Origin of the sequence: Sphingomonas sp. Leaf407, from assembly GCF_001425385.1 — a bacterium.
GTDB lineage: Bacteria > Pseudomonadota > Alphaproteobacteria > Sphingomonadales > Sphingomonadaceae > Sphingomonas.
Genome location: NZ_LMQO01000004.1, coordinates 317,969 through 338,266 on the forward strand (window position 1 = coordinate 317,969; position 20,298 = coordinate 338,266).

At 67.8% G+C, this 20,298-nt stretch carries 15 protein-coding genes; 6 read left to right on the forward strand and 9 right to left on the reverse strand.

The window, feature by feature from the left end; all coding sequences use genetic code 11:
• Positions 1–17: 17 nt before the first annotated feature.
• Positions 18–842, forward strand: a complete 825-nt coding sequence (locus ASG37_RS13685; protein ID WP_082448481.1) for a class I mannose-6-phosphate isomerase — start codon at positions 18–20, stop codon at positions 840–842.
• Positions 843–938: 96 nt separating this feature from the next.
• On the forward strand, positions 939–1,514 hold the full coding sequence (locus ASG37_RS13690) for a glycine zipper 2TM domain-containing protein (RefSeq protein ID WP_055761274.1): 576 nt from the start codon (positions 939–941) through the stop codon (positions 1,512–1,514).
• 129 nt (positions 1,515–1,643) lie between these two features.
• Here ASG37_RS13690 and rarD read toward each other — a convergent pair whose 3' ends face one another.
• Together rarD and ASG37_RS13700 are read right to left on the reverse strand one after the other, a co-directional pair.
• Positions 1,644–2,543: an EamA family transporter RarD gene (gene rarD, locus ASG37_RS13695; RefSeq protein WP_055761277.1), complete on the reverse strand. Its 900-nt coding sequence runs from the start codon at positions 2,541–2,543 to the stop codon at positions 1,644–1,646.
• 4 nt (positions 2,544–2,547) lie between these two features.
• Positions 2,548–2,769, reverse strand: coding sequence for a hypothetical protein (locus ASG37_RS13700; protein WP_055761280.1), 222 nt, complete (start codon positions 2,767–2,769; stop codon positions 2,548–2,550).
• A gap of 132 nt (positions 2,770–2,901) precedes the next feature.
• Between ASG37_RS13700 and ASG37_RS13705 the strand changes: the two genes are divergently transcribed.
• Positions 2,902–3,615, forward strand: coding sequence for a hypothetical protein (locus ASG37_RS13705; protein ID WP_055761284.1), 714 nt, complete (start codon positions 2,902–2,904; stop codon positions 3,613–3,615).
• 49 nt (positions 3,616–3,664) lie between these two features.
• Complete coding sequence (locus ASG37_RS13710) at positions 3,665–4,186, forward strand: hypothetical protein (protein ID WP_055761287.1); 522 nt, start codon at positions 3,665–3,667, stop codon at positions 4,184–4,186.
• Positions 4,187–4,666: 480 nt separating this feature from the next.
• Here ASG37_RS13710 and ASG37_RS13715 read toward each other — a convergent pair whose 3' ends face one another.
• The 3 genes from ASG37_RS13715 to ASG37_RS13725 are packed head-to-tail and all read right to left on the reverse strand — an operon-like array spanning position 4,667 to position 10,542.
• Entirely contained in the window at positions 4,667–6,127 is a 1,461-nt protein-coding gene (locus ASG37_RS13715; protein WP_055761289.1) for an efflux transporter outer membrane subunit, read from the reverse strand.
• On the reverse strand, positions 6,124–9,297 hold the full coding sequence (locus ASG37_RS13720) for a multidrug efflux RND transporter permease subunit (RefSeq protein ID WP_055761291.1): 3,174 nt from the start codon (positions 9,295–9,297) through the stop codon (positions 6,124–6,126). Before ASG37_RS13720 ends, ASG37_RS13715 begins: the two co-directional genes overlap by 4 nt.
• A 45-nt stretch (positions 9,298–9,342) precedes the next feature.
• Positions 9,343–10,542: an efflux RND transporter periplasmic adaptor subunit gene (locus tag ASG37_RS13725; RefSeq protein WP_414888231.1), complete on the reverse strand. Its 1,200-nt coding sequence runs from the start codon at positions 10,540–10,542 to the stop codon at positions 9,343–9,345.
• Between the two features lie 114 nt (positions 10,543–10,656).
• On the opposite strand from ASG37_RS13725, the gene ASG37_RS13730 reads away from it, so the two are divergent.
• Positions 10,657–10,860, forward strand: coding sequence for a hypothetical protein (locus ASG37_RS13730; RefSeq protein ID WP_055761294.1), 204 nt, complete (start codon positions 10,657–10,659; stop codon positions 10,858–10,860).
• On the opposite strand, the gene ASG37_RS13735 is transcribed toward ASG37_RS13730, so the two are convergent.
• The 4 genes from ASG37_RS13735 to ASG37_RS13750 form a co-directional block, all read right to left on the reverse strand.
• A complete protein-coding gene (locus ASG37_RS13735) occupies positions 10,821–13,676 on the reverse strand; it encodes a TIM-barrel domain-containing protein (RefSeq protein WP_082448483.1) in 2,856 nt (951 codons plus the stop codon). The genes ASG37_RS13730 and ASG37_RS13735 overlap by 40 nt on opposite strands.
• Positions 13,673–15,301: a DUF5597 domain-containing protein gene (locus tag ASG37_RS13740; protein WP_235525245.1), complete on the reverse strand. Its 1,629-nt coding sequence runs from the start codon at positions 15,299–15,301 to the stop codon at positions 13,673–13,675. Before ASG37_RS13740 ends, ASG37_RS13735 begins: the two co-directional genes overlap by 4 nt.
• A gap of 69 nt (positions 15,302–15,370) precedes the next feature.
• Positions 15,371–16,672 (reverse strand): L-fuconate dehydratase, encoded by a 1,302-nt coding sequence (locus ASG37_RS13745; protein ID WP_055761303.1) that lies wholly within the window; start codon positions 16,670–16,672, stop codon positions 15,371–15,373.
• A gap of 496 nt (positions 16,673–17,168) precedes the next feature.
• On the reverse strand, positions 17,169–17,960 hold the full coding sequence (locus ASG37_RS13750; protein ID WP_055761603.1) for an IclR family transcriptional regulator: 792 nt from the start codon (positions 17,958–17,960) through the stop codon (positions 17,169–17,171).
• A 145-nt stretch (positions 17,961–18,105) separates the two neighbouring features.
• On the opposite strand from ASG37_RS13750, the gene ASG37_RS13755 reads away from it, so the two are divergent.
• Positions 18,106–20,193, forward strand: a complete 2,088-nt coding sequence (locus ASG37_RS13755; RefSeq protein WP_055761306.1) for a TonB-dependent receptor — start codon at positions 18,106–18,108, stop codon at positions 20,191–20,193.
• Positions 20,194–20,298 lie beyond the last annotated feature (105 nt).

The window sequence follows — 20,298 nt, forward strand, 5'->3', positions numbered from 1 at the left end:
TGAAAAGGACGAAATCCGTGCCCGTCACCAAGCTGGAAATGCACCGCGTCGAAAAGCCCTGGGGGCGTCATAAGCTGGGCTTCGGCTTCGCGGATCAGCCCGAAGAGGCCGATCCGGTCGGCGAGATCTGGTACAAGACGCCGGGCGACGACACGCCCGACCTGCTGGTCAAATATCTGTTCACGTCCGAAAAACTGTCGGTGCAGGTCCACCCCGACGACGATCAGGCGCATGCCCGCGGCCTGCCGCGCGGCAAGGACGAATGCTGGACGCTGCTGGCCGCCGAACCCGATTCGACGATCGCGCTGGGCACGCTCGAACCGATGACTGCCGAGCAGTTGAAGGACGCGGCGCTCGACGGGTCGATCGAGCACAAGCTCGACTGGAAGCCGGTGAAGCCGGGCGATTTCTTCTACGCGAAGTCGGGCACGGTCCATGCGATCGGCGCGGGGATCACGCTGATCGAGATCCAGCAGAATTCCGAGACGACGTACCGGCTGTACGATTATGGCCGGCCGCGCGAGCTGCATCTGGACGACGGGGTCGCGGTGTCCGACGCGCGGCCGTTCGTCGCCCCGGACGCGCCGGGCAAGATCGCGGCGGATCGCGCCATTCTGGTCGACGGGCCGAAGTTCGTGCTGGAGCGGTGGAGCGGCGGCGATCGCACCGTGACCGTGCCGGCGGGGACCAAGGGCTGGTTCGTGCCGGTGACGGGGTCGGGCGAGGCGGACGGCACGGCGTGGGCGGCGGGCGACTGCCTGATCTTCGAGGGCGAAGTATCGGTAAGGATTGGCGAAGATGCCGATCTGCTGTTCGCCTATCCGGGCGAACATTACGCCTGACTTCAAAATGAACGGGGTGTAGTTTTCCGTTCACGCAACCTGTCCGGGGGACGCGCCGTTCTTGCTGCCATCATCCATTGTGTTGGAGCGAGAACGATGCGTACCCCGATCCTTGCCGCGCTGGTCGCGGCCGTGACCCTGCCGGTGATGGGCGCCGCCCCGGCGATGGCGCAGACGCCGCGTCAGGAATATCGCGAGGACCTGCGCGATGCGCGGCGCGACTATCGCCGTGACGTCCGCCGGGCGGATTCGCCACGCGACGTGCGCGAGGCACGCCGCGAGTATCGCGACGACGTGCGCGATGCCCGCCGCGACCTGCGCGACGACCGGCGTGATGGGCAGCGCGATTGGCGCCAGTATCGCAACTATAACTACAACCGGTTCGAGGGCGGGCAGAACCGCTATTTCGCCGACCGTTATTATCGCGACGGCCGCTATTATCAGCCGCGTTCGCTGTCGCGCAACGACCGGGTCTATCGCGGGCAGAACGGCCGCTACTACTGCCGCCGCAGCGACGGGACGACCGGCCTCATCATCGGCGGTCTGGGCGGCGGCGTCCTCGGCAACGTGATCGCGGGTGGTGATTCGCGGCTGCTCGGCACGCTGCTCGGCGGGGCGGGCGGAGCGCTGCTCGGCCGGTCGGTCGATCGCCAGCAGGTGGTCTGCCGCTGATGTGCGATCCGGTGTAACCGGATCGGGCGGTGCCGGCCCGCTCCCCCTCCCCGCCACCCAGTCAGGATACGCTGTGGGTGGCGGGGAGGGGGAGCGGGCCGGCACCGCAGCCGCGTGAGCGGCTCAACCCTAAAGGCTTTCCGGGGCGGCCTTGCGCCGCCCCGGCAAACCGCCGACGACATAGACCGCGAGGCCTGCCCAGATCAGTGCGAAACAGGCCATGCGGACCGGGGTCAGCACCTCGCCGAACACGGTGATCGCCAAGGCGAACTGGATCGAGGGGGCGAGGAACTGCAACATGCCCATCGTCGCTAGGCGCAGGCGGCGCGCGGCGGCGGCGAACAGCAGCAGCGGCGCGGTCGTCACCGCGCCCGCCAGCACCAGCAGACCGGCCATGCCCCGACCCGATTCGAACGCCAGCGGTTCGCCGTGCCCGAGCCACAGTAGATAGCCGAGCGCGACGGGGGCGAGCAATGTCGTCTCCACCATCAGCCCTTCCAGTGCGCCGACCGACACCGTTTTGCGGATCAGGCCGTAGAGCGCGAAGCTGACCGCGAGGCTGAGGCTGATGCCGAGTGCCGCCAGCGACGATCCGGCGGCGAACAGCGCGACGCCGGCCCCGGACAGCGCGATCGCCACCGCCTGTACCCGGTTCATCCGTTCGCCGAGCAGCAGGACGCCCAAGAGGACGTTGAGCAGCGGATTGAGAAAATAGGCGAGGCTGGCCGCCAGTACCTGTCCGTGCAGCACCGCCCAGACATAGACCAGCCAGTTGATCGCGATGAAGCCGGCGCTGGCGATGAGGTTGAGCAGCGCGCGGCGGTCGGCGAAGGCGTGGCGGAGGGCCGCGCCGCGCCGGGTGGCGACGACCAGCGCCGCAACGAGCAGCGCCGACCACAGCACGCGCTGCGCGACGATCTCGCCCGCGTCGATCGGTCCCAGCAGCTTGAAATACAGGGGCAGCAGGCCCCACAGCACATAGGCGCCGACGCCGAACGCCAGCCCGCGCCGGTCCGCGCCTTCGGTCATCCGCTCAGATCAGACCGCCGGTCAGGAACAGGCGCAGACCGCTGACGAGCAGGATCACGAGGTTGAGATTGCGTCCCGAAGTGCGCGACGACAGCAGCCCGACGACGAAGCCGACCAGCGCGATCGGAAACACGATCCAGTTGAGCAGCGAGATGACCGGAAGCAGCGCGGGAATGGCGAAGACCAGCGCGATGAGGCCGATGACGATCGAGACGATGTTCAACATGTCCCGGACATGGTCACTTTCGCGCCCGAGAGCAATGGCGCGGGCGTGTTTTCCCGGCCATGACGACCCGGTCGACGCGATCTTAATCCTTCGGGATCAAGGTGCCGCGTCCTGTCCGGGAGCTTGCCGTCGATGATCCGCCCTGCCCTGTTCGTTCCGGCCCTGCTGCTGCTTGCAGGGTGCGGGGGTGCGAAAGACGCGAACCCCAATCTCGACACGCTCGACGCCGAACTGACGCAGGCGAACGCGCCCGACCCGGCGGTGACGGCGGCGTTGCAGGACCAGATCATGGTCGATCCGACGCTGGCGGCGCAGGCCAATGGCGATGCGGTGCGGCCGCCCGACCGGCCCTATGCGGCGCCGATCCCCGCGCCCACCGTCGCGGCGGGCAGCACCGCGACCAATGAAACGCTGCAATCAGCGCCGGCGGCGGGGGATTGCCCGTCGTGCAAGGGCGGGCGCGAGGCGCTGACGCTGGGCGAGCTGGCCGCCGTGCAGCAGGGCGGCAACCGCCAGTGCGCGAGCAAGGTCGGCTATTCGGCGGGATGGGCAACGCGACTGCCCGCCGCCTTCGCGCTGCATCCCGACGCGCGGGTGACGGAGGCGGCGGGGACCGATGCCGATGGCTGCCGGCTGCGCATCGTCAGCTTCGTGATCGCGCAGCCGATCGGGCGGGTGGTCGACTGGTATTACACCCGCGCCAAGGGGGGCGGCTATTCTACCGAGCATCAGGCCGACGGCGAGCAGCATGTGCTGGGCGGCACGCGCGGGCCGGCGGCCTATGCGGTGTTCCTGTCGCCCGAGGGGCGCGGCACGTCGGTCGATCTGGTCGTCGACGGCGGCTGATCTTTACGGGGCGGTCGACGCTCCCCATGTCGTTTCGCAGGGGGAACTTATGCTGACGACGACTGCCGCCTTCTCCATTGGTCTGCTGGTGTTGCTGCGCTGGCCGGGGTTGCCGATCGCCGGGTGGCTGGCGGCGTTGCTGGTCGTGCCAGTCGCGCGGTTCCTGAACGGATTGACGATCGGTCACTGGCTGCTGGCGCTGATGCTGTCGGCCGGGGTCGGGGCGGTGGCGTGGATGGGCGGCGACATGATTATCGTGTCGGCGCTGGCCAGCCCGGAAATCCTCGCCTTCCTTGCGGTGGTCGATACCGCCGCGCTGATCGATGCCGCGCTGGCGGCGATGGCGCTGGCGGGCGCGGCACGGGGGCTGTCGCTGCGCCATTGGGTCGGCCGGCGGTTCGGCGTCCGCCGGCTCCGCGCACGGCGGACGCGGCGGGTGGCGCGCAAGGCCGCCGCCAATGATGACGACCCGGCGGGGGCGGGCGGGGTTCGATCCAGCGACCTTGCAACGAGTGTCATTCCGGCGAAGGCTGGGATCTCGTGGGGCGAGTGCGCGACGAGAGCCGCTTGAGGCTCCAGCCTTCGTTGGGGCGACGTTCCCGGTTAGGCGGATGAAGTCCTAGGGCCGATCGACATTTAGCCAGACGATGGCGCTTGGCGGCTCCCCTCCCTGACAAGGGAGGGGTTTGGGGGTGGGTGGGCCGGTTGTGGAGCGCTACCGTTTCCTCTCGGGCCGACCCACCCCCAGCCCAGTTTCGGGTGAACAGTGCCCCGCACTGTTCAGGTCATGCCGGGGGCATGACCGACCCGAAACTCTTGTCAGGGAGGGGAGCAGATTGGGAAGCCATTTCGTTGAATGTCGATCGGCCCTAGAGTGGATCGACCTTCGGCCGATGCCATGCCTTTTGTCGTTCCCGCGCGGGCGGGAACCCATAGACGCAGCGGGCTTGGCTCGATCACCGGCGTCGGCGTGTATGGATCCCCGCCTGCGCGGGGATGACGCAGGGATTTGATGGTATATTCCCCTGCCAGAGCCCAATTTCGATCCCGCCTAACGCGGCGGCGTGACTGGCACCGGGCCATTGGCGCCCGCTTTGAGCAACTGGTCGCCGCCCAAGGTGCGGTAGAGCGTCACCCGGTTCTGCGCCGTGACCAGTTGCGTCGCGACCAGCCGGCGTTGCGCGGTGTAATAGGACCGCTGCGCATCGAGGCTGGTGAGAAAGGTGTCGATCCCGCCGCGATAGCGCGCTTCGGTCAGGCGGAACGTGTCCTGCGCCGCCGATACGTTGACGCGGTCGGCGCGGGTCTGTTCGGCGATCGTGCCTTGGCGGGCGAGCGCGTCGGACACTTCCTGAAACGCGGTCTGGATGGTGCGTTCGTAGGTGGCGAGGAGCGCGTCGCGCTGTGCGGTGCTGAACTCTACGCCGGCGCGGGCCGCCCCTGCCCGGAAGATCGGGTAGCTGAGCGAGGGGGCCGCCGAATAGCTGAACGCGCCGCCGGTAAACAGCGTGCGCAGCGCGTCGCTGGCGAAGCCGACGAGGCCGGTCAGCGACAGGCGCGGGAACAGCGCGGCGCGCGCCGCGCCGATGTCGGCATTGGCGGCGAGCAGTTCGTACTCGGCCTGCACCACATCGGGGCGGCGCAGCAAGATCCCCGAATCGATGCCGGCGGGCAGATCGGCGATGGTCGGCAGGACGGCATCGATCGACGGCGGGAGCAGCGCGGGATCGACCGGGCTGCCGAGCAGCAGTTGCAGCGCGTTGACGTCCTGCGCCAGTTGCGTGCGCTGTTCGGCGAGGTCGCTCTGCGCGGTGGCGAGGATCTGTTCGGCCTGGCGCAGATCGGTGCGCGGGGCGACGCCGCCCTGCAACCGGGCGCGGGTGAGCGTGACGCTGCGCGTGGCGCTGGCCGCCGTCGCCTCGGCGATGGTCATCAGGCTGCGGTCGGCGCCATAGGATGCCCATGCCTCGGCGATGTCGCCGACAAGGGTCAGGCGGGTAGCGCGGGCGCCGGCTTCGGTCGCGAAATAGCGGTTCTGTTCGGCCTGCGTCAGCGAACGGATGCGGCCGAACAGGTCGAGTTCGAACGCGGTCGCGCCGAGGTCGAGCGCGAAGCTGCTGGGCGAACCGCCGCCGTTGACGACGGTGCCGGTGCCCGACGTGGTCGTGGCCCCCGCGCCGGTGCCGCGATAGCTGTAACGCGCCGAGGCATCGACCTGTGGGAACAGGTCGGCGCGCTGGATGCGATATTGCGCGCGGGCAGCGCGGATGTTGGCGGCGGCGATGCGAAGATCGCGGTTGTTGACCAGCGCCTGTTCCACCAGCGTCCGCAGGCGGCGATCGGTGAACACCTGCTGGAAGTTCAGCGCGGGCAGGCCCGCCTCGCGCTGGCGCAGATAGGCGTCGCCGACCGGCCATGACGGCGGCACGACGGCGGTCGGCCGTTCATAGGCCGGGGTCATCGAACAGCCGGCGAGGCATGCCGCAATCAACGGCAGGGCGGGGCGCTTCATGCCGTGGCCTCCTTGCGCCCGAACCCGCGCAAACCGCGCCGCACCAGCACGAAGAACAGCGGGATGTAGAAGATGGCGAAGATGGTCGCGGTCAGCATGCCGCCGATGACGGCGGTGCCGATCGCGATGCGGCTGTTGGCCCCCGCCCCGGTCGAAAGTGCCAGCGGCAGCACGCCGAAGATGAAGGCGAGGCTGGTCATCAGGATCGGGCGCAGGCGGATGCGCGCCGCCTGCATTGCCGCATCGAACACGCTCGCGCCCTTGCGTTCGGCCTGTTCGGCGAATTCGATCATCAGGATCGCGTTCTTGGCGGCCAGCCCCATCGTCGTCAGCAATCCGATCTGGAGATACACGTCGTTCTCGAGGCCCCGGAGCGTGACGAAGGCGATCGCGCCGATCAGCCCGAGCGGGATGACGAGCAGCACCGCGACCGGGATCGACCAGCTTTCATACAACGCCGCCAGACACAGGAACACGACGAGGATCGACAGGCCGTAGAGCAACGGCGCCTGTCCCGACGACAGCCGTTCCTGAAACGACAGGCCCGACCATGCGACGCTGGTGCCCGGGATCTGCCCGGCGAGTTCGGCAATGCGCTCCATCGCCTCGCCCGAGCTGACGCCCGAGGCCGCCTGTCCCTGGAATTCGAACGAGGGCAGTCCCTGAAAGCGCGACAATGTGGTCGGCGCGACGGTCCAGCCGGTGCGCGAGAAGGAGGAGAAGGGCACCATCTGCCCGTCGCTGCCGCGCACGAACCATTGCGACAGGTCGGCGGGTTCGGAGCGATAGGGCGCGTCGCCCTGCACGAACACGCGCTTCACCCGGCCACGATCGATGAAGTCGTTGACGTAGCGTCCGCCCCATGCGGTCGACAGCGTGTTGTTGACGTCGCCCTGGGTCAGCCCGAGTGTGGACAAGCGCTGCTGGTCGATGTCGACGTTCAGCGTCGCGATGTCGGGCAATTCGGACAGGCGCACCCCGGTCAGCATCGGATCGGCGCTGGCGGCGGCGAGCAGATTGTCGCGCGCCTCGGCGAACTGCGCCGCGCTCATGCCGCCGGCGTTCTGGAGCTGCATGGTGAAGCCGTTGGCCTGCCCCAGACCGCGTACGGCGGGGGGCAGCAGCGCGAAGACCTGCGCGTCGCGGAAACCGCGGAAGGCGGCGGAAGCGCGGTCGACGATCGCGTCGGCGCCATTGTCCTTGCCCTTGCGCTGCGACCAGTCGGTGAAGTTGATGAACCCCTGCCCCGTGTTCTGCCCCGACGCGCCGCCCCCGCCACCCCCGGCCACGACCAGCAGGGTGCGGACATTGTTCTTTTCATAGGTCAGGAAATATTTCTCGACCTCGCGCTGCACCGCTTCGGTGCGGCCGCGGGTGGAGCCTGCGGGCAACTGGAACCGGATCGACGCCGCGCCCTGATCCTCGGTCGGCAGGAACGACGTCGGCAGGCGGAAGAACAGCAGCGCGAGGATGGCGAGGACGCCGGCATAGATCAGCAGATAGAGCCATTTGCGGTCGATGACGTGGACCACGCCGCGTTCGTATTTGTCGATGCCCTTGTCGAAGCGGCTGTTGAAGCCGTTGCGCAGGCGTTCGCCGACATGCGCGACGCGCGGCAATTTGCGCTCCAGCCAGCCGCCCTCAAAGCTGCCGTCCTCGCCGCGTTTCTTCTGCTTGAGCAACGTCGCGGTGAGCGCGGGGCTGAGGATCAGCGCGACGAACACCGACAGCACCATCGCCGCGACGATCGTGACCGAGAATTGCCGGTAGATCACGCCGGTCGACCCGCCGAAGAACGCCATCGGCAGGAACACCGCCGACAGCACGATCCCGATCGCGACCAGCGCGACCTGGATCTCCTGCATCGACTGGATCGTCGCCTCGCGCGGGGTGAGGTCGGGGTTTTCCTCCATCAGCCGCTCGACGTTCTCGACCACGACGATCGCGTCGTCGACCAGCAGGCCGATGGCGAGGACGAGGCCGAACAGCGTCAGCGTGTTGATCGAGAAGCCGGCGAGATAGAACACCGCGAAGGTGCCGAGCAGCACCACCGGCACCGCGATCGTCGGAATGAGCGTCGCGCGCCAGCTTTGCAGGAACACGAACATGACGATGACGACGAGGATCACCGCCTCGACCAGCGTCTTGACCACTTCCTCGATCGACAGTTCGATGAAGGCGGTGGTGTCATTGGCATAAGCGAAGGTCAGGCCGGTGGGGAATTTGGCCGATTGCCGCTCGACCTCGGCCTTGACCAGTTCCGCCGTCTCCAGCGCGTCGGCACCCGGCGCGAGGCTGATGGCGAGGCCCGCGCCGGGGTGGGCGTTGACCCGGCTCAAGGCCGCGTAATTCTCCTGCCCCAGCTCGATCCGGCCGACGTCGGACAGGCGCACGGTCGCACCGTCGGGCAACGTTTTCAGGATGATCGCCCGGAACTGCGCCGGGGTCTGGAGGCGCGACTGGGCGGTGACAGTGGCGTTCAGTTGCTGTTCGGGGCCGGAGGGCTGGCCGCCCAGCTCGCCTGCCGCCACTTCCGTATTCTGGTTCTGGATCGCGGTGATGACGTCGCCGGGCATCAGCGCATAGGAGGCGAGCCGCGACGGATCGAGCCAGATGCGCATCGCATATTGCGACCCGAACACGTTGGTCTCCCCCACCCCGTTGATCCGCGCGAGCGGCTCGACGAGGTTCGCCTCCATGAAATCCGACACGTCGCCGTTGGTGCGTTGATCGGTTTCGTCGAAGATGCCGACGATCATCAGGAAGTCGGGGTTCGATTTGGTGACGCGGATGCCCTGTTGCTGCACCTGTTGCGGCAACCGCGACAGCGCCTGCTGCACCTGATTCTGGACCTGCACCTGCGCGATGTCGGGGTCGACGCCCTTGTCGAAAGTGGCGCTGATCGTCACCTGTCCGCGCGACGAGCTTTGCGAGCTGAAATAGAGCAGCCCGTCGATGCCGGTGAGCTGTTGTTCGATGATCTGCGTCACCGAATTCTGGATCGTATCGGCGTTTGCGCCGGGATAGGTCGCGCGGATGTTGACCTGCGGCGGGGCGACGTCGGGATATTGCGCGATGGGGAGCGACAGGATCGCGCCGATCCCGGCGAGCATCGTGATGATCGCGATCACCCATGCGAAGATCGGGCGGTCGATGAAGATGCGTGACATGCGTCAGGCGATCCGGGCCAAGGCGATGAAGATGCGTGACATGGGTTATCCGGCTTTCGCAGGGGCGGACGTATTGCCATCCTGATCGCCCTGCGGCGGCGCGATGCGTTGTGCGGCGCTGGCCGGGACCGGCTTGATCTTCGCATTGGGGCGCAGGTTCGCGGTGCCCTGCACGATCACCTTGTCGCCCGGATTGAGGCCGCCGGTCACGACCCAATATTCGCCCTGGGTGCGTTCGGCCTGCACGACCTTTTGTACCGCCGTGTCGTTCGGGCCGACAACGAACACCGTCGCCTGCCCCTTGGGATCGCGTTTCAACCCCTGTTGCGGCACAAGGAGCGCGCGCTGGTTGATCGCGGGGGCGAACTGTGCGCGCACGAACATGCCGGGCAGCAGGATGCCGTTCGGATTGGGGAAACGCGCGCGCAGCGTGACGGTGCCGGTCTGGGCGTTCACCATCACCTCGGCGAACTGGACGGTGCCGGTGGCGCCATAGGTGCTGCCGTCCTCCAGTTGCAGGCGGACCGCCGCCGATCCGGGAACGACCCCGCCGCCGGCCAGCGAGCGGCGCAGCGCCAGCAGGTCGGCGCTCGATTGCTGGATGTCGACGAAGATCGGGTCGAGCCGCTGGATCACCGCCAGCGGATCGGCCTGTCCGGTAGTGACGAGCGCACCCTGCGTGAAATAGCTGCGACCAATGCGGCCGGTGATCGGCGCGGGCACGCGGGTGAACGACAGGTTGACCCGCGCCGTTTCCAACTGCGCGCGACCCTGTTCGACCGCCGCTGCCGCCTGCCGCGCCTGGGCGGCGGCGTCGGTATAATCCTGGCGGCTGACCGCCTCGATCTCCGCCAGCGGGCGGTATCGCTCGGCGCGGATGCGACTCGCCTCGGCATTGGCGCGGGCGCTGTTGAGGTTCGCGAGCGCCTCGTTGGTCTGCGCGCGATAGAGGCGCGGGTCGATCTCGTAGAGCGTCTGCCCGGCGCGGACCAGCGCGCCTTCGGTGAAGAAGCGGCGGCGGATGATGCCGGCGACCTGCGGGCGGACTTCGGATTGCTGATAGGCAACGACGCGCGCGGCAAGGTCGGTGGTCTGCGCGACGCTGGTCGGACGCACGACGACGAAGCCGACCGTCGTCGGGCCGCGGTTGCCCTTCTTGTCGGCCGACTCTTCCTTGGCGCCACAGGCGGCGAGCGACAGCAACAGCAACAGTCCGGCGACGGGCGGACACGCGGGCAGTCGGATCAAGGCGGGCACCTTCAGGAGAACAGGTCGGCGCGGACGCGCCGGGCGTCAAACCGTCCGGTCGTCCGAAAGTTGCATTGGCCGCCTGTCTTACGCCCGATCGGTTCCCGCGCAATGCGGGAGTTGTCGCAAATTGTCGCGTGGGGCGTACCGTTCCCGAAGGCCGCTTTCGTCATCCCGGCGCAGGCCGGGATCCACCGTGCCGCTGGAACCGAAGCCTTCGGCGCTTGCGGAACCATGGATCCCGGCCTGCGCCGGGATGACGAATATCGGCAGGGTCAGCGCTTCAACGGCACCGTGACCGGCTGGCCGGTGTAGGTGATGGTCGTCGCCGGGTTCATCGCGAAGCTCGGCGCAACGGCCTTGCCTGGGGTGTGGAAGCGGACCGATACCTGCCGGGTGGGTGCCATGCCGGGGAAGCTGCCGGCGCGCGCGCCGATCGTCAGGGTCCGGGCGGCCTCGTTCCACGTCACCGGGATGCGCGCCAACTGGCCCTGCTGATAGCCGTCGGTCTTGCCGTCGTCGTCGTACAGTTCGAACGCGGCGTCCTTGCCGGTGAAGACGTGGAGGACGAGCGGGCCGTTCGGTTGCTCGCCGGTATATTGCACGTCGGGGCCGGTCGGTACGATCGATCCGGCGCGGACGTAGAGCGGCATCCGCGCCAGCGGTGCGGCGGCGGTGACGCTCTGTCCGCCACGCGCGAACGCACCGGTGGCGAAGTCGTACCAGTCGGCCCCGGCGGGGAGATACACCTGCCGGCTGCGCGCCCTGAACTGGGTGACGGGGGCGACGAGGAACGCCGGGCCGAACATATATTCGTCGTCGACATTCCATCCGCGCCGGTCGGCGGGGAAGTCCATCGCAAGGCCGCGCATCATCGTGCCGTCCTTGGCATAGCTGTCGGCGGCCAGCGTGTAGACATAGGGCAGCAGGCGATAGCGCAGCTTCGTATAGTCGACGAGCGCGGCGTAGAGCGCGGGATCGCTCTTGCCGAGTTCGTAGATCTCGCGCTTGGGCGTTTCGCCATGGCTGCGGAACAACGGGCTGAACGCGCCGAACTGGAACCAGCGCAGGTTCAGTTCCTTCCATTCGGCGAGATGTTGCGGATCGGCCTTGGAATAGCGATCCTCGACCGCGAAGCCGCCGATGTCGTGGGTCCAGTTGGGGACGCCGGTCATCGACAAATTGGTGCCCGCCGAAATCTGGTCGCGCAGATCGTCCCAGCGTGCCGCGACATCGCCCGACCAAAGCGCCGAGGAGGTGCGCTGCTGTCCGCCGAAGCCCGAGCGGGTCAGGATGAACGGCCGCCGGCCGGCTTGTGCGGTGCGCAGGCCGTTCGCCACGCCTTCGGCATGGACCAGCGGGAAGCTGTTGAAGAAGCTGGCCGCCGGTCCCTGCGCGGTCGGGCCCATCCGGTCGATGCGCTGTTCGATCGACAGATTGGAGTGGATGTCGGGTTCGGTCGCGTCCATCCACCATGCGTCGAAGCCCTTGGCGACGAGCTTCTCGCGCATCTGCCGGAAATAGATTGCACGCGCTTCGGGGGCATAGGGGTCGTAGTCGGTGTTGCGATAGCCCTTGCCGACCCAGTCGACCTCGTTCGCGTCGAGGTTGCCGCGATAGAGATAGCCCTTGGCCGCCAGTTCCTTGGCATTGTCGGTGTTGGGATAGAATTTCGGCCAGACCGAGATCATGATCTGCGCGTTGTTCGCATGGACCTCGTTCACCATCGCCACCGGATCGGGGAAGCGCGCCTTGTCGAAATCGTGGCTGCCCCACTGGTCCTCGGGCCAGTAGAACCAGTCGAGCACGATGTTGTCGAGCGGGATGCGGCGCTTGCGATATTCGCGCACGACGCCCAGCAACTGGTCCTGCGTTTCGTAGCGCTGGCGGCTCTGCCAAAAGCCATAGGCCCATTTGGGCATCATGACGGCCTTGCCGGTGAGCGCGCGATAGCCGGCGACCACGCCGTCGAGGTTGGCGCCGCCGACATAGTAATAATCGACCGCGCGGCCGACGTCCGATGACCACCACAGCGAGTTGCGGTCCTGGGCCTCCAGCGGATCATTGCCGTAGAGCGCGATATAGCCGGCGTTGGGTTCCCATTCGATCCGCACGTCGGCGGCCTTGCCGGCGGTGAGCGGCAGATCGAAATTGTGGAACCACGGGTTCCAGTTCTGCCGCCAGCGGTTCAGCACCTCTTTGCCGTCGACGAACACCTTCACATAGCTCGACGAATAGAGGCGGAATTTGTGGACGCCGGTCCTGTCCGGCAGGACCTGTCCGGTCCACACGACGCGCTGCGACTGCACCGCATTGCCCGCCGTGTTCTGACCGGTGGTGGCGGCGACGGTCTGCGCCTTGGCCTCCGCCGGATAGTTCGCCTGATCCTTGATGAACTGGTAGTTGATCGTGGGTTCGCTGCGCGTGACCTTCAGCGTGTCGCCGAGGTAATATTGCGCGGTCCAGCCGGGCTTGCCGCCGCTCGTCACCTTCAACCGGTCGCCGACCAGCGCATAGCCGCGCGGATCGCCGAAGCGGGTGATGCCGTTATTGTCCCACAGCACGCCGTAATTGCTGGTCGACAGGACGAACGGGATACCGATGTCCATGTTGTGCTGGGCAAGCTCCACGTCCTGCCCGCGATAGTCCATCTGCCGGTTCTGGTGCTGGCCAAGGCCGAAGAAGCCTTCGGTCGTGCCGCGATTGAACTGCTGGCGGGTCGCGACGAACGGCTTGCCGTCGGCGGTGGTGGCCACGAAGGCGGCGCGCGGGGCCTCGGCCAGCGTCACCTTGCCGGTGGCGTCGCGAAAGCGCACCTCGCCATCGGCCAGATCGATCTCGGCCGATCCGCGCGCGGCGGTGATGGTGACGATGCCGTTCGCCTGCGCGACCTTGTAGCTGCCGGTGGGCTTCGCGACGACCATCAGGCTGTCGGGCAGGTCGGTGTCGGTGCCGGGAAAGGCGGTGACGCGGAACCGGTCATCGCCGTACACCAGCACGCGCACCCGCTTCGCGGGGCCGGCATCGGGGGTGACGACGACGCCGTTGGGCACCTGTTTGACGTCCGACGCGAACGCCGGAGCAGCGCACGCCGACGCCGCCAGCAGCGCGGCTTTCCACAAGGTCTTCATCCGCGAAACGTCCCCATCGTGATGCGCAGCATGGTCGGCTGCGTGAAGTTCAGGCCATAATCGGTCTGGTCGCCGTTCCACACCCGGATCGGGGTGAAGCGGCCGGTGTCGTCGATGCTGCCCTCCTCGACGCGCAGGATCGTGCCCTGCTCGCTGCCCTTCGGAGCGGCGAGCGACACCTTCAGGCGGGCGTCGCTGCCGACCGCGAGGAACTGGTCGGGCGCGATCTGAATGACGGCGAGGCCGCCGACCGGCTGGCCGGCGGTGGGCACCGGATCGCTCTTGAGCCATGGCGAGGTGCGATCGCCGAACTGCCATTCCTCATAGATCGCATCGACCTGCCAACGGCCCATCACCTGTCGCTGTTGCGCGGGCTCCAGCCCCTTGGTCGAGCCCCATGTCGGGTTGGCATAGGCGAGCCGCGCCCAGCCGCGCGCTTGGGGGGCCATCAGCGCATATTTGACGGCGAAGGCGTCGAGCGTCGCGTCGTCGAGCGCCTTGGCGCCCAATGGATAATTGGCATAGCCGGTATCGTCGAAGCCGAACGGCGCCCAGCCGATCGCGCCCTTGCCCAACGCCGGCCACAGGAAGCGCGCGAAATCGGCGGCGTTGCCCGTTTCCGGCACCATCAGCGCGTTGTCGGGACGCGCATAATGGTCGAGGAACTTCACATAGCCCTTGGGATCGCGGCCGTAGAGGTCGGGCGCCATCAGGTCGATATGCGGGGCGGCGACCTTCCACACGTCCATCACGCCCCAGTCGGGGCCGCCGCTGGCCCCGCCGCTGAGCGCGGGCGTGCCGAACGGGTCACCGACCGCCGCGTTGACGTACATCGGCAGGTCCTTCTCGCGCTGGCCCGCCGCCGCGATCTGATCGATGTAGCGCGCGGTGTACCATGCGTTGAAGAAGGTGTCGGCGGCCTTGCCGAACGCCTGCGCCCAGCTTCCCGATTTACCGGTACGCTTCGCGAGGTCGGCCGGGATCGCTTGCGCGAACAGCCGGTTGGCTTCGCCTGAGAAATCGCGGTTCTGTTGGTAGACGCCGACCTCGTTCTCGGGCTGGACCATGATGACGGTGTGCTGCGGGTCCTTTTCCCGCAGATAGCGCATCAGCGCGACGAACGCCTTGCGGTCGGCCGCCAGCGTATTGGCCCCGTGCGGCGACAGCGCGTAATGCGCCTTGCCGTCGGGGGTGCGCATCCGGGGGAAACGGGCGTTGTCGGTCTTGACCCATGCCGGCACATAGCCCGGCGAGGTGTTCTTCCACGTCCCGAACCACAGCAGCACCAGCCGCACGCCGGCCTGCCGCGCCTGTGGCAGCAGCGCGTCGAGATAGGAGAAGTCGAAGCGGCCTTCCGCCGGTTCGATCTGTTCCCATGCCACCGGGATTTCGACGGTATTGGCATGGAGCCGCCGCACCATCGGCCACAGCCGGGGCAGCATCGCGGGATAGTTGGTCGAATTGTTCGCCTGAATGCCGAGCATCAGATAGGGCGCGCCGTCGACCATCAGCGCGTGGCGCCCGTCGCGGCTGGCCATCGTCGGCAGCGGCGCCGGTTGTGCCGCCGCCGTGCCGATGCACGCTGCGACGGCACAGGCCGCCGCCATGAATCGTTGCCGTTGCATCGCTCTCCCCCGACCGTATTGTCCTACGGTGTCAGACGAACCTTGGCCGAGTGCGCCGGCCAATACAAGTCACTTGTCGGAGGTTTGGGGCATGCCGCCGGTCCAGCGATGCGCGTCCATCGAGGCGCGCTTCATCTCGATCGAATAGCCCGGCAAGGTCGGGGCGCGGTATGCGCCGTTCTCGACGACGCACGGGTCGACGAAATGTTCGTGGAGGTGATCGACGAACTCGGCGGCGCGACCGTCCTTGGTGCCGGCGAAGCAGAGGTAGTCGATCATCGAGAGGTGCTGGACATATTCGCACAGGCCGACGCCGCCGGCATGCGGCCATACCGCGAGGTCGTATTTCGCGGCCATCAGCAGCACCGCCAGCACCTCGTTCACGCCGCCCAGCCGACAGGCGTCGATCTGCACCACGTCCAGCGCCTCGCGCATGATGAGCTGTTTGAACACGATGCGGTTCTGGCACATCTCGCCGGTCGCGACCTGGATGGGGGCAACGCCGTGGCGGATGGCGCGGTGGCCCTCGACATCGTCGGGCGAGGTCGGCTCCTCGATGAAGCGGGGGCGCGCGAAGGCGAGCGCGTTGACCCAGTCGATCGCCTCACCCACTTCCCACACCTGATTGGCGTCGATCATCAGGTCGCGGTCGGGGCCGATCGCCTCGCGCGCCAGTCCCACGCGGCGGCGATCGTCGGCGAGGTTCGCGCCGACCTTCAGCTTGATGTGGGTGAAGCCGTCGGCCACCGCTTCATGGCACAGCCGGACCAGCTTTTCGTCCGAATAGCCGAGCCAGCCGGCCGAGGTGGTATAGGCGGGATAGCCCTCCGCCAGCAGGGTGGCGCGGCGCTCCGCCTTGTCCTCGGCGCGCGCGGTGAGCAGCGCCAGCGCCTCGTCGGGGGTGATGCAGTCGGTGATGTAGCGGAAATCGATCAGGCCGACCAGTTCGGCCGGGGTCATGCCCGCGACATAGTCCCACAGCGGCAACCCGGCGGCCTTCGCGAGCAGATCCCAGACCGCGTTGACGACCGCGCCGGTGGCCAAGTGGATGATGCCCTTTTCGGGGCCGACCCAGCGGAGCTGGCTGTCGCCGGTCATCCGCCGCCAGAAGCCCGCGCCGTCGGCGGCGATCGCTTCCAGGGATAGCCCCTCGACCAGCGGGGCGAGCGTGGCGATGGCGGCGCAGCACAGGTCGTTGCCGCGGCCGATGGTGAAGGTGAGGCCATGCCCCTCCAGCCCGGCCACATCGGTTTCGAGGATGCAGTAGGCCGCCGAATAATCCGGTTCCGGGTTCATCGCGTCCGACCCGTCGAGGAAGGCCGAGGTCGGGAAACGGATGTCGTGTACCGACATCCGGGTAATGATCGTCATGCGCCGCGCTCTCCCCTAGCCCCCAAGCGGAACGGGCTGGTCGGCACCGGTCGATCCACCCCTGAAATCTGCTGCCGACAGCGTTTACCGCCGTCGCATCATTTTCATATGTGAAGCTGGTTTTTTCGCAACTGTCAAATCGGGTGCGTCTGGTACGGTTCGTCGTCCATCATGTGGTCAAAGTTTACAAAGTTTACACTTGCCACGTCATGTTTGTCGGGCCGCCTTGCGCCGATCCGGGCGGGACAGCCGGGCGCACAATCGCGGCGCGGGGCGGAGGTTGCAGGATGGACGGGTTGTAGGACAGCCCCCCTCCAGGTCCGATCGACCATCACGTGGAACACAGACAAGATTGCTCCCCTCCCTGACAAGGGAGGGGCTGGGGGTGGGTTGGCCCGTGAGGAAAAGGAGCCGTTCCACAACCGGCCGACCCACCCCGGCCCCTCCCTTGTCAGGGAGGGGAGAAGTCAAGCGCCTCGCCGATCGCTGTTCCGTCCTACGGGTGATGATCGCCGTCGACGAGGCCGGCCGAGATGCGCGCCGCCGTCGCCTGCACCGCCGCCGCCGCCGCGTCGATGCCGTCAGGTTCGCCGAGCTTGGCGAGATAGGGCATGGTCAGTGCCGCCGCCGCCGCGCCGCCGCGCAGGATCGGGGCCGAAAGATCGGTGACGCCGGCCACGAAGCGGCTGGGCGTGCGTTCGACGGCGCGGGCGCGCACCTCGTCGGCATGGACGCGGAAGGCGGCGAGCGTCGCGGCATCGGGAACGGGGTCGAGCAGCGCTTCCCAGCGTTCGCGCACGTCGCCGGGCTGAAACGCATAGAGTACCGCGCCCGACGCCGCCTGCAACAGCGGCCGGCGATAGCCGACGCGGACCGAGAAGCCGAGCTGCTCGCCCGATTCCATCCGCGCCACCACCACCATGTCGCCCATGGTGTGCATCGCGAGATGGCACGACTGGCCGGTATCCTGCGCCAGTTGCCGCATTTCGGGCAGCGCCACCTCGATCAGATAGCGGGTGCGCGGCTGGTTCATGCCGAGCGAGAACAGCCGGTCGCTCAGGCTATAGCCCTCCCCGCCCGGTTCGGCGGTCAGGTATCCGCGATATTCCAGCACCTGCACCATGCGGAACAGCTCGCCGTGCGAACGGCCGAGGCGCTGGACGATCTGCGTCAGGGTGAGCGGCGTCGCGACCCCGGCGAGCAGTTCGAGAATATCGAGCCCCTTTTCGAGCGCGGGCGCGCGATAGCGGCGATCGTCCTCGCCCTCCTCGATCGGTTCGGTCGTCATGCCGCCGACGGTGGCCGCAAACGCCGGCCCGCGCAAGGCCGGGGGATGCGACGAGGCGAGGTTGCCGCAGCGCACAATGTTGTTGATACGTTGTATCATCTTACGCTAGGCAGGCATGTCCCCCTGTTCCCCGGAGTATCGCCCCATGAATCGTTCCGCCCTGTGGCTGTCCAGCGTCGCGCTGATCCTGCCCGCCGCCGCGCAGGCCCAGACGGCCGCCGCGCAGGCCGCCGTGCCGCGGGGCGATGCCTATCATGACGAGGCCCCGGCCGAGATCGTCGTGACCGCGCCGTTCGCGCGCAACCAGGCCGACATCCTGTCGGGCACCAGCGTGCTGACCGGACAGGAACTGACCCGCGAACTCAGGCCCACGATCGGCGAGACGCTGGCGCGCCAGCCCGGCGTCTCGGCGACCAGCTTCGGCCCCAACGCCTCGCGCCCGGTGCTGCGCGGGCTTCAGGGCGAGCGGGTGCGCGTGCTGACCGACGGGATCGGCAGCTTCGACGTGTCGAACACCTCGGTCGACCATGCGGTGGCGATCAACCCGCTGACCGCCGACCGGATCGAGGTGCTGCGCGGGCCATCGGCCCTCCTGTTCGGATCGTCGGCGATCGGCGGCGTGGTGAACGTGATCGACAGCCGCATCCCGCGCCGCGTGCCGACCGAGCCGGTGCATGTCGAGGCGCTGGCCACCTATGGATCGGCGGCGAACGAGCGTAGCGGATCGGCGGCGCTCGACGTGCCGGTCGGCGACAAGGTCGTGCTCCACGTCGATGGCACCTATGGCAAGACCGACGACCTCGACACCGGCGGCTACATCCTGTCGCGCCCGCTTCGCGCGCAGGCGGCGGCGAGCGCCGACCCCGAAGTGCGCGAGCTGGCCGACCTCAAGGGCAAGCTGCCCAATTCGGCCTCGGAGATGTGGGAGGTCGCCGGCGGTGCGTCGGTCATCACCGATACCGGCAATCTGGGCTTTTCGGTCAGCCACCTCGACAACCGGTACGGGGTGCCGGTGCGCTATGCGATCGCCGGCGGCGAGGCGGAGGAAGTGACGCTGCACGTCCAGCAGACCCGCGCCGACCTGCGGGCCGAGGTGGAGACCGGCGGCAGCGTGCTGGAGAAGATCCGGCTGCGCGCCGGCTTCGCGGATTATCGCCATGACGAGATCGAGGACACCGGCGAGATCGGCACCACCTTCTACAATCAGGGGATGGAAGCGCGGCTGGAGCTGGTGCAGGCGGCGCGCGGCGGGTGGCGTGGCGCGGTGGGCGGACAGATGTTCATCCGCGACCTGAACATCGTCGGCGAGGAGAAATTCCTGCCCAGAAGCGAGACGCAGCAGTTCGGCGTGTTCACGCTCCAGTCGGTCGATCTGGGCGCGGTGCGCGCCGAGGCGGGCGGGCGCTATGAATATACCGTCGCGCGGGCCGCCGCCGATGCGACGCTGGGCAACGACAATATCCGGCGCGGCTTCGACAGCTTCTCGGGCTCGCTCGGGGCGAGCGTCGGGGTGGCGGGCAGCGTCCGCTTCGGCGTCAACGCCAGCCATACCGAGCGCGCGCCATCGGCCGAGGAGCTGTTCGCCAACGGCCCGCACGCCGGAACGCAGGCGTTCGAGGTCGGCGATCCCGGCTTCGTCAAGGAGATCAGCGACGGGATCGAGGCGACGCTGAAGGGATCAGGCGACGGCTACAGCTTCGGCGTGTCGGCCTATCACAACTGGTTCCGCAACTTCATCTACGAGAACCCGACCGGGGACATCGAGGACGACCTGCCCGTGTTCCAGTATTCGCAGGCCGATGCCCGGCTGTGGGGGTTCGAGGCGGAAGCGTCGGCCCGCCTCGCCCGGTTCGGCGAGACGGCGATCGTCGTCGACGGTGTCGCCGACTATACCCGCGCGACGATCGTCGACACCGGACCCGCGCCGCGCATCCCGCCGCTGCGCCTGCTGGGTGGCGTCGAGGCGCAGGGACGGCTGGTGCAGGTGCGCGGCGAAGTGGAGCATGTGACCGCGCAGGACCGGGTCGCGGTGCTGGAAACCACGACGCCCGCCTATACGATGGTCAACGCCTCGGTCGCGCTGCGGCCGTTCGGCAAGGGCAATTCGACGAGCATCACGCTGTCGGCGAACAACCTGTTCGACGTGGAGGCGCGGCGCCATGCCAGCTTCCTGAAGGACTTCGCGCCGCTGGCCGGACGCGACGTGCGGGTGACGGCGCGGTTGACGTTCTGAGGTTGATCTTCGTCATTCCCGCGCAGGCGGGAATCCATAGCCGTCGGCGCCTCGGCAGGATCGCTACGGTCGCGTGTATGGATTCCCGCCTTCGCGGGAATGACG

Excerpts from the sequence above, each read along its gene's own strand:
- ASG37_RS13715 (WP_055761289.1), bottom strand. The coding sequence starts at position 6,127 with ATGAAGCGCCCCGCCCTGCCGTTGATTGCGGCATGCCTCGCCGGCTGT.
- ASG37_RS13730 (WP_055761294.1), top strand. The coding sequence starts at position 10,657 with ATGCGGGAGTTGTCGCAAATTGTCGCGTGGGGCGTACCGTTCCCGAAG.
- ASG37_RS13700 (WP_055761280.1), bottom strand. The coding sequence starts at position 2,769 with ATGTTGAACATCGTCTCGATCGTCATCGGCCTCATCGCGCTGGTCTTC.
- ASG37_RS13745 (WP_055761303.1), bottom strand. The coding sequence starts at position 16,672 with ATGACGATCATTACCCGGATGTCGGTACACGACATCCGTTTCCCGACC.
- ASG37_RS13735 (WP_082448483.1), bottom strand. The coding sequence starts at position 13,676 with ATGAAGACCTTGTGGAAAGCCGCGCTGCTGGCGGCGTCGGCGTGCGCT.
- ASG37_RS13755 (WP_055761306.1), top strand. The coding sequence starts at position 18,106 with ATGAATCGTTCCGCCCTGTGGCTGTCCAGCGTCGCGCTGATCCTGCCC.
- ASG37_RS13750 (WP_055761603.1), bottom strand. The coding sequence starts at position 17,960 with ATGACGACCGAACCGATCGAGGAGGGCGAGGACGATCGCCGCTATCGC.
- ASG37_RS13720 (WP_055761291.1), bottom strand. The coding sequence starts at position 9,297 with ATGTCACGCATCTTCATCGACCGCCCGATCTTCGCATGGGTGATCGCG.
- ASG37_RS13705 (WP_055761284.1), top strand. The coding sequence starts at position 2,902 with ATGATCCGCCCTGCCCTGTTCGTTCCGGCCCTGCTGCTGCTTGCAGGG.
- ASG37_RS13710 (WP_055761287.1), top strand. The coding sequence starts at position 3,665 with ATGCTGACGACGACTGCCGCCTTCTCCATTGGTCTGCTGGTGTTGCTG.
- ASG37_RS13690 (WP_055761274.1), top strand. The coding sequence starts at position 939 with ATGCGTACCCCGATCCTTGCCGCGCTGGTCGCGGCCGTGACCCTGCCG.
- ASG37_RS13740 (WP_235525245.1), bottom strand. The coding sequence starts at position 15,301 with ATGCAACGGCAACGATTCATGGCGGCGGCCTGTGCCGTCGCAGCGTGC.
- rarD (WP_055761277.1), bottom strand. The coding sequence starts at position 2,543 with ATGACCGAAGGCGCGGACCGGCGCGGGCTGGCGTTCGGCGTCGGCGCC.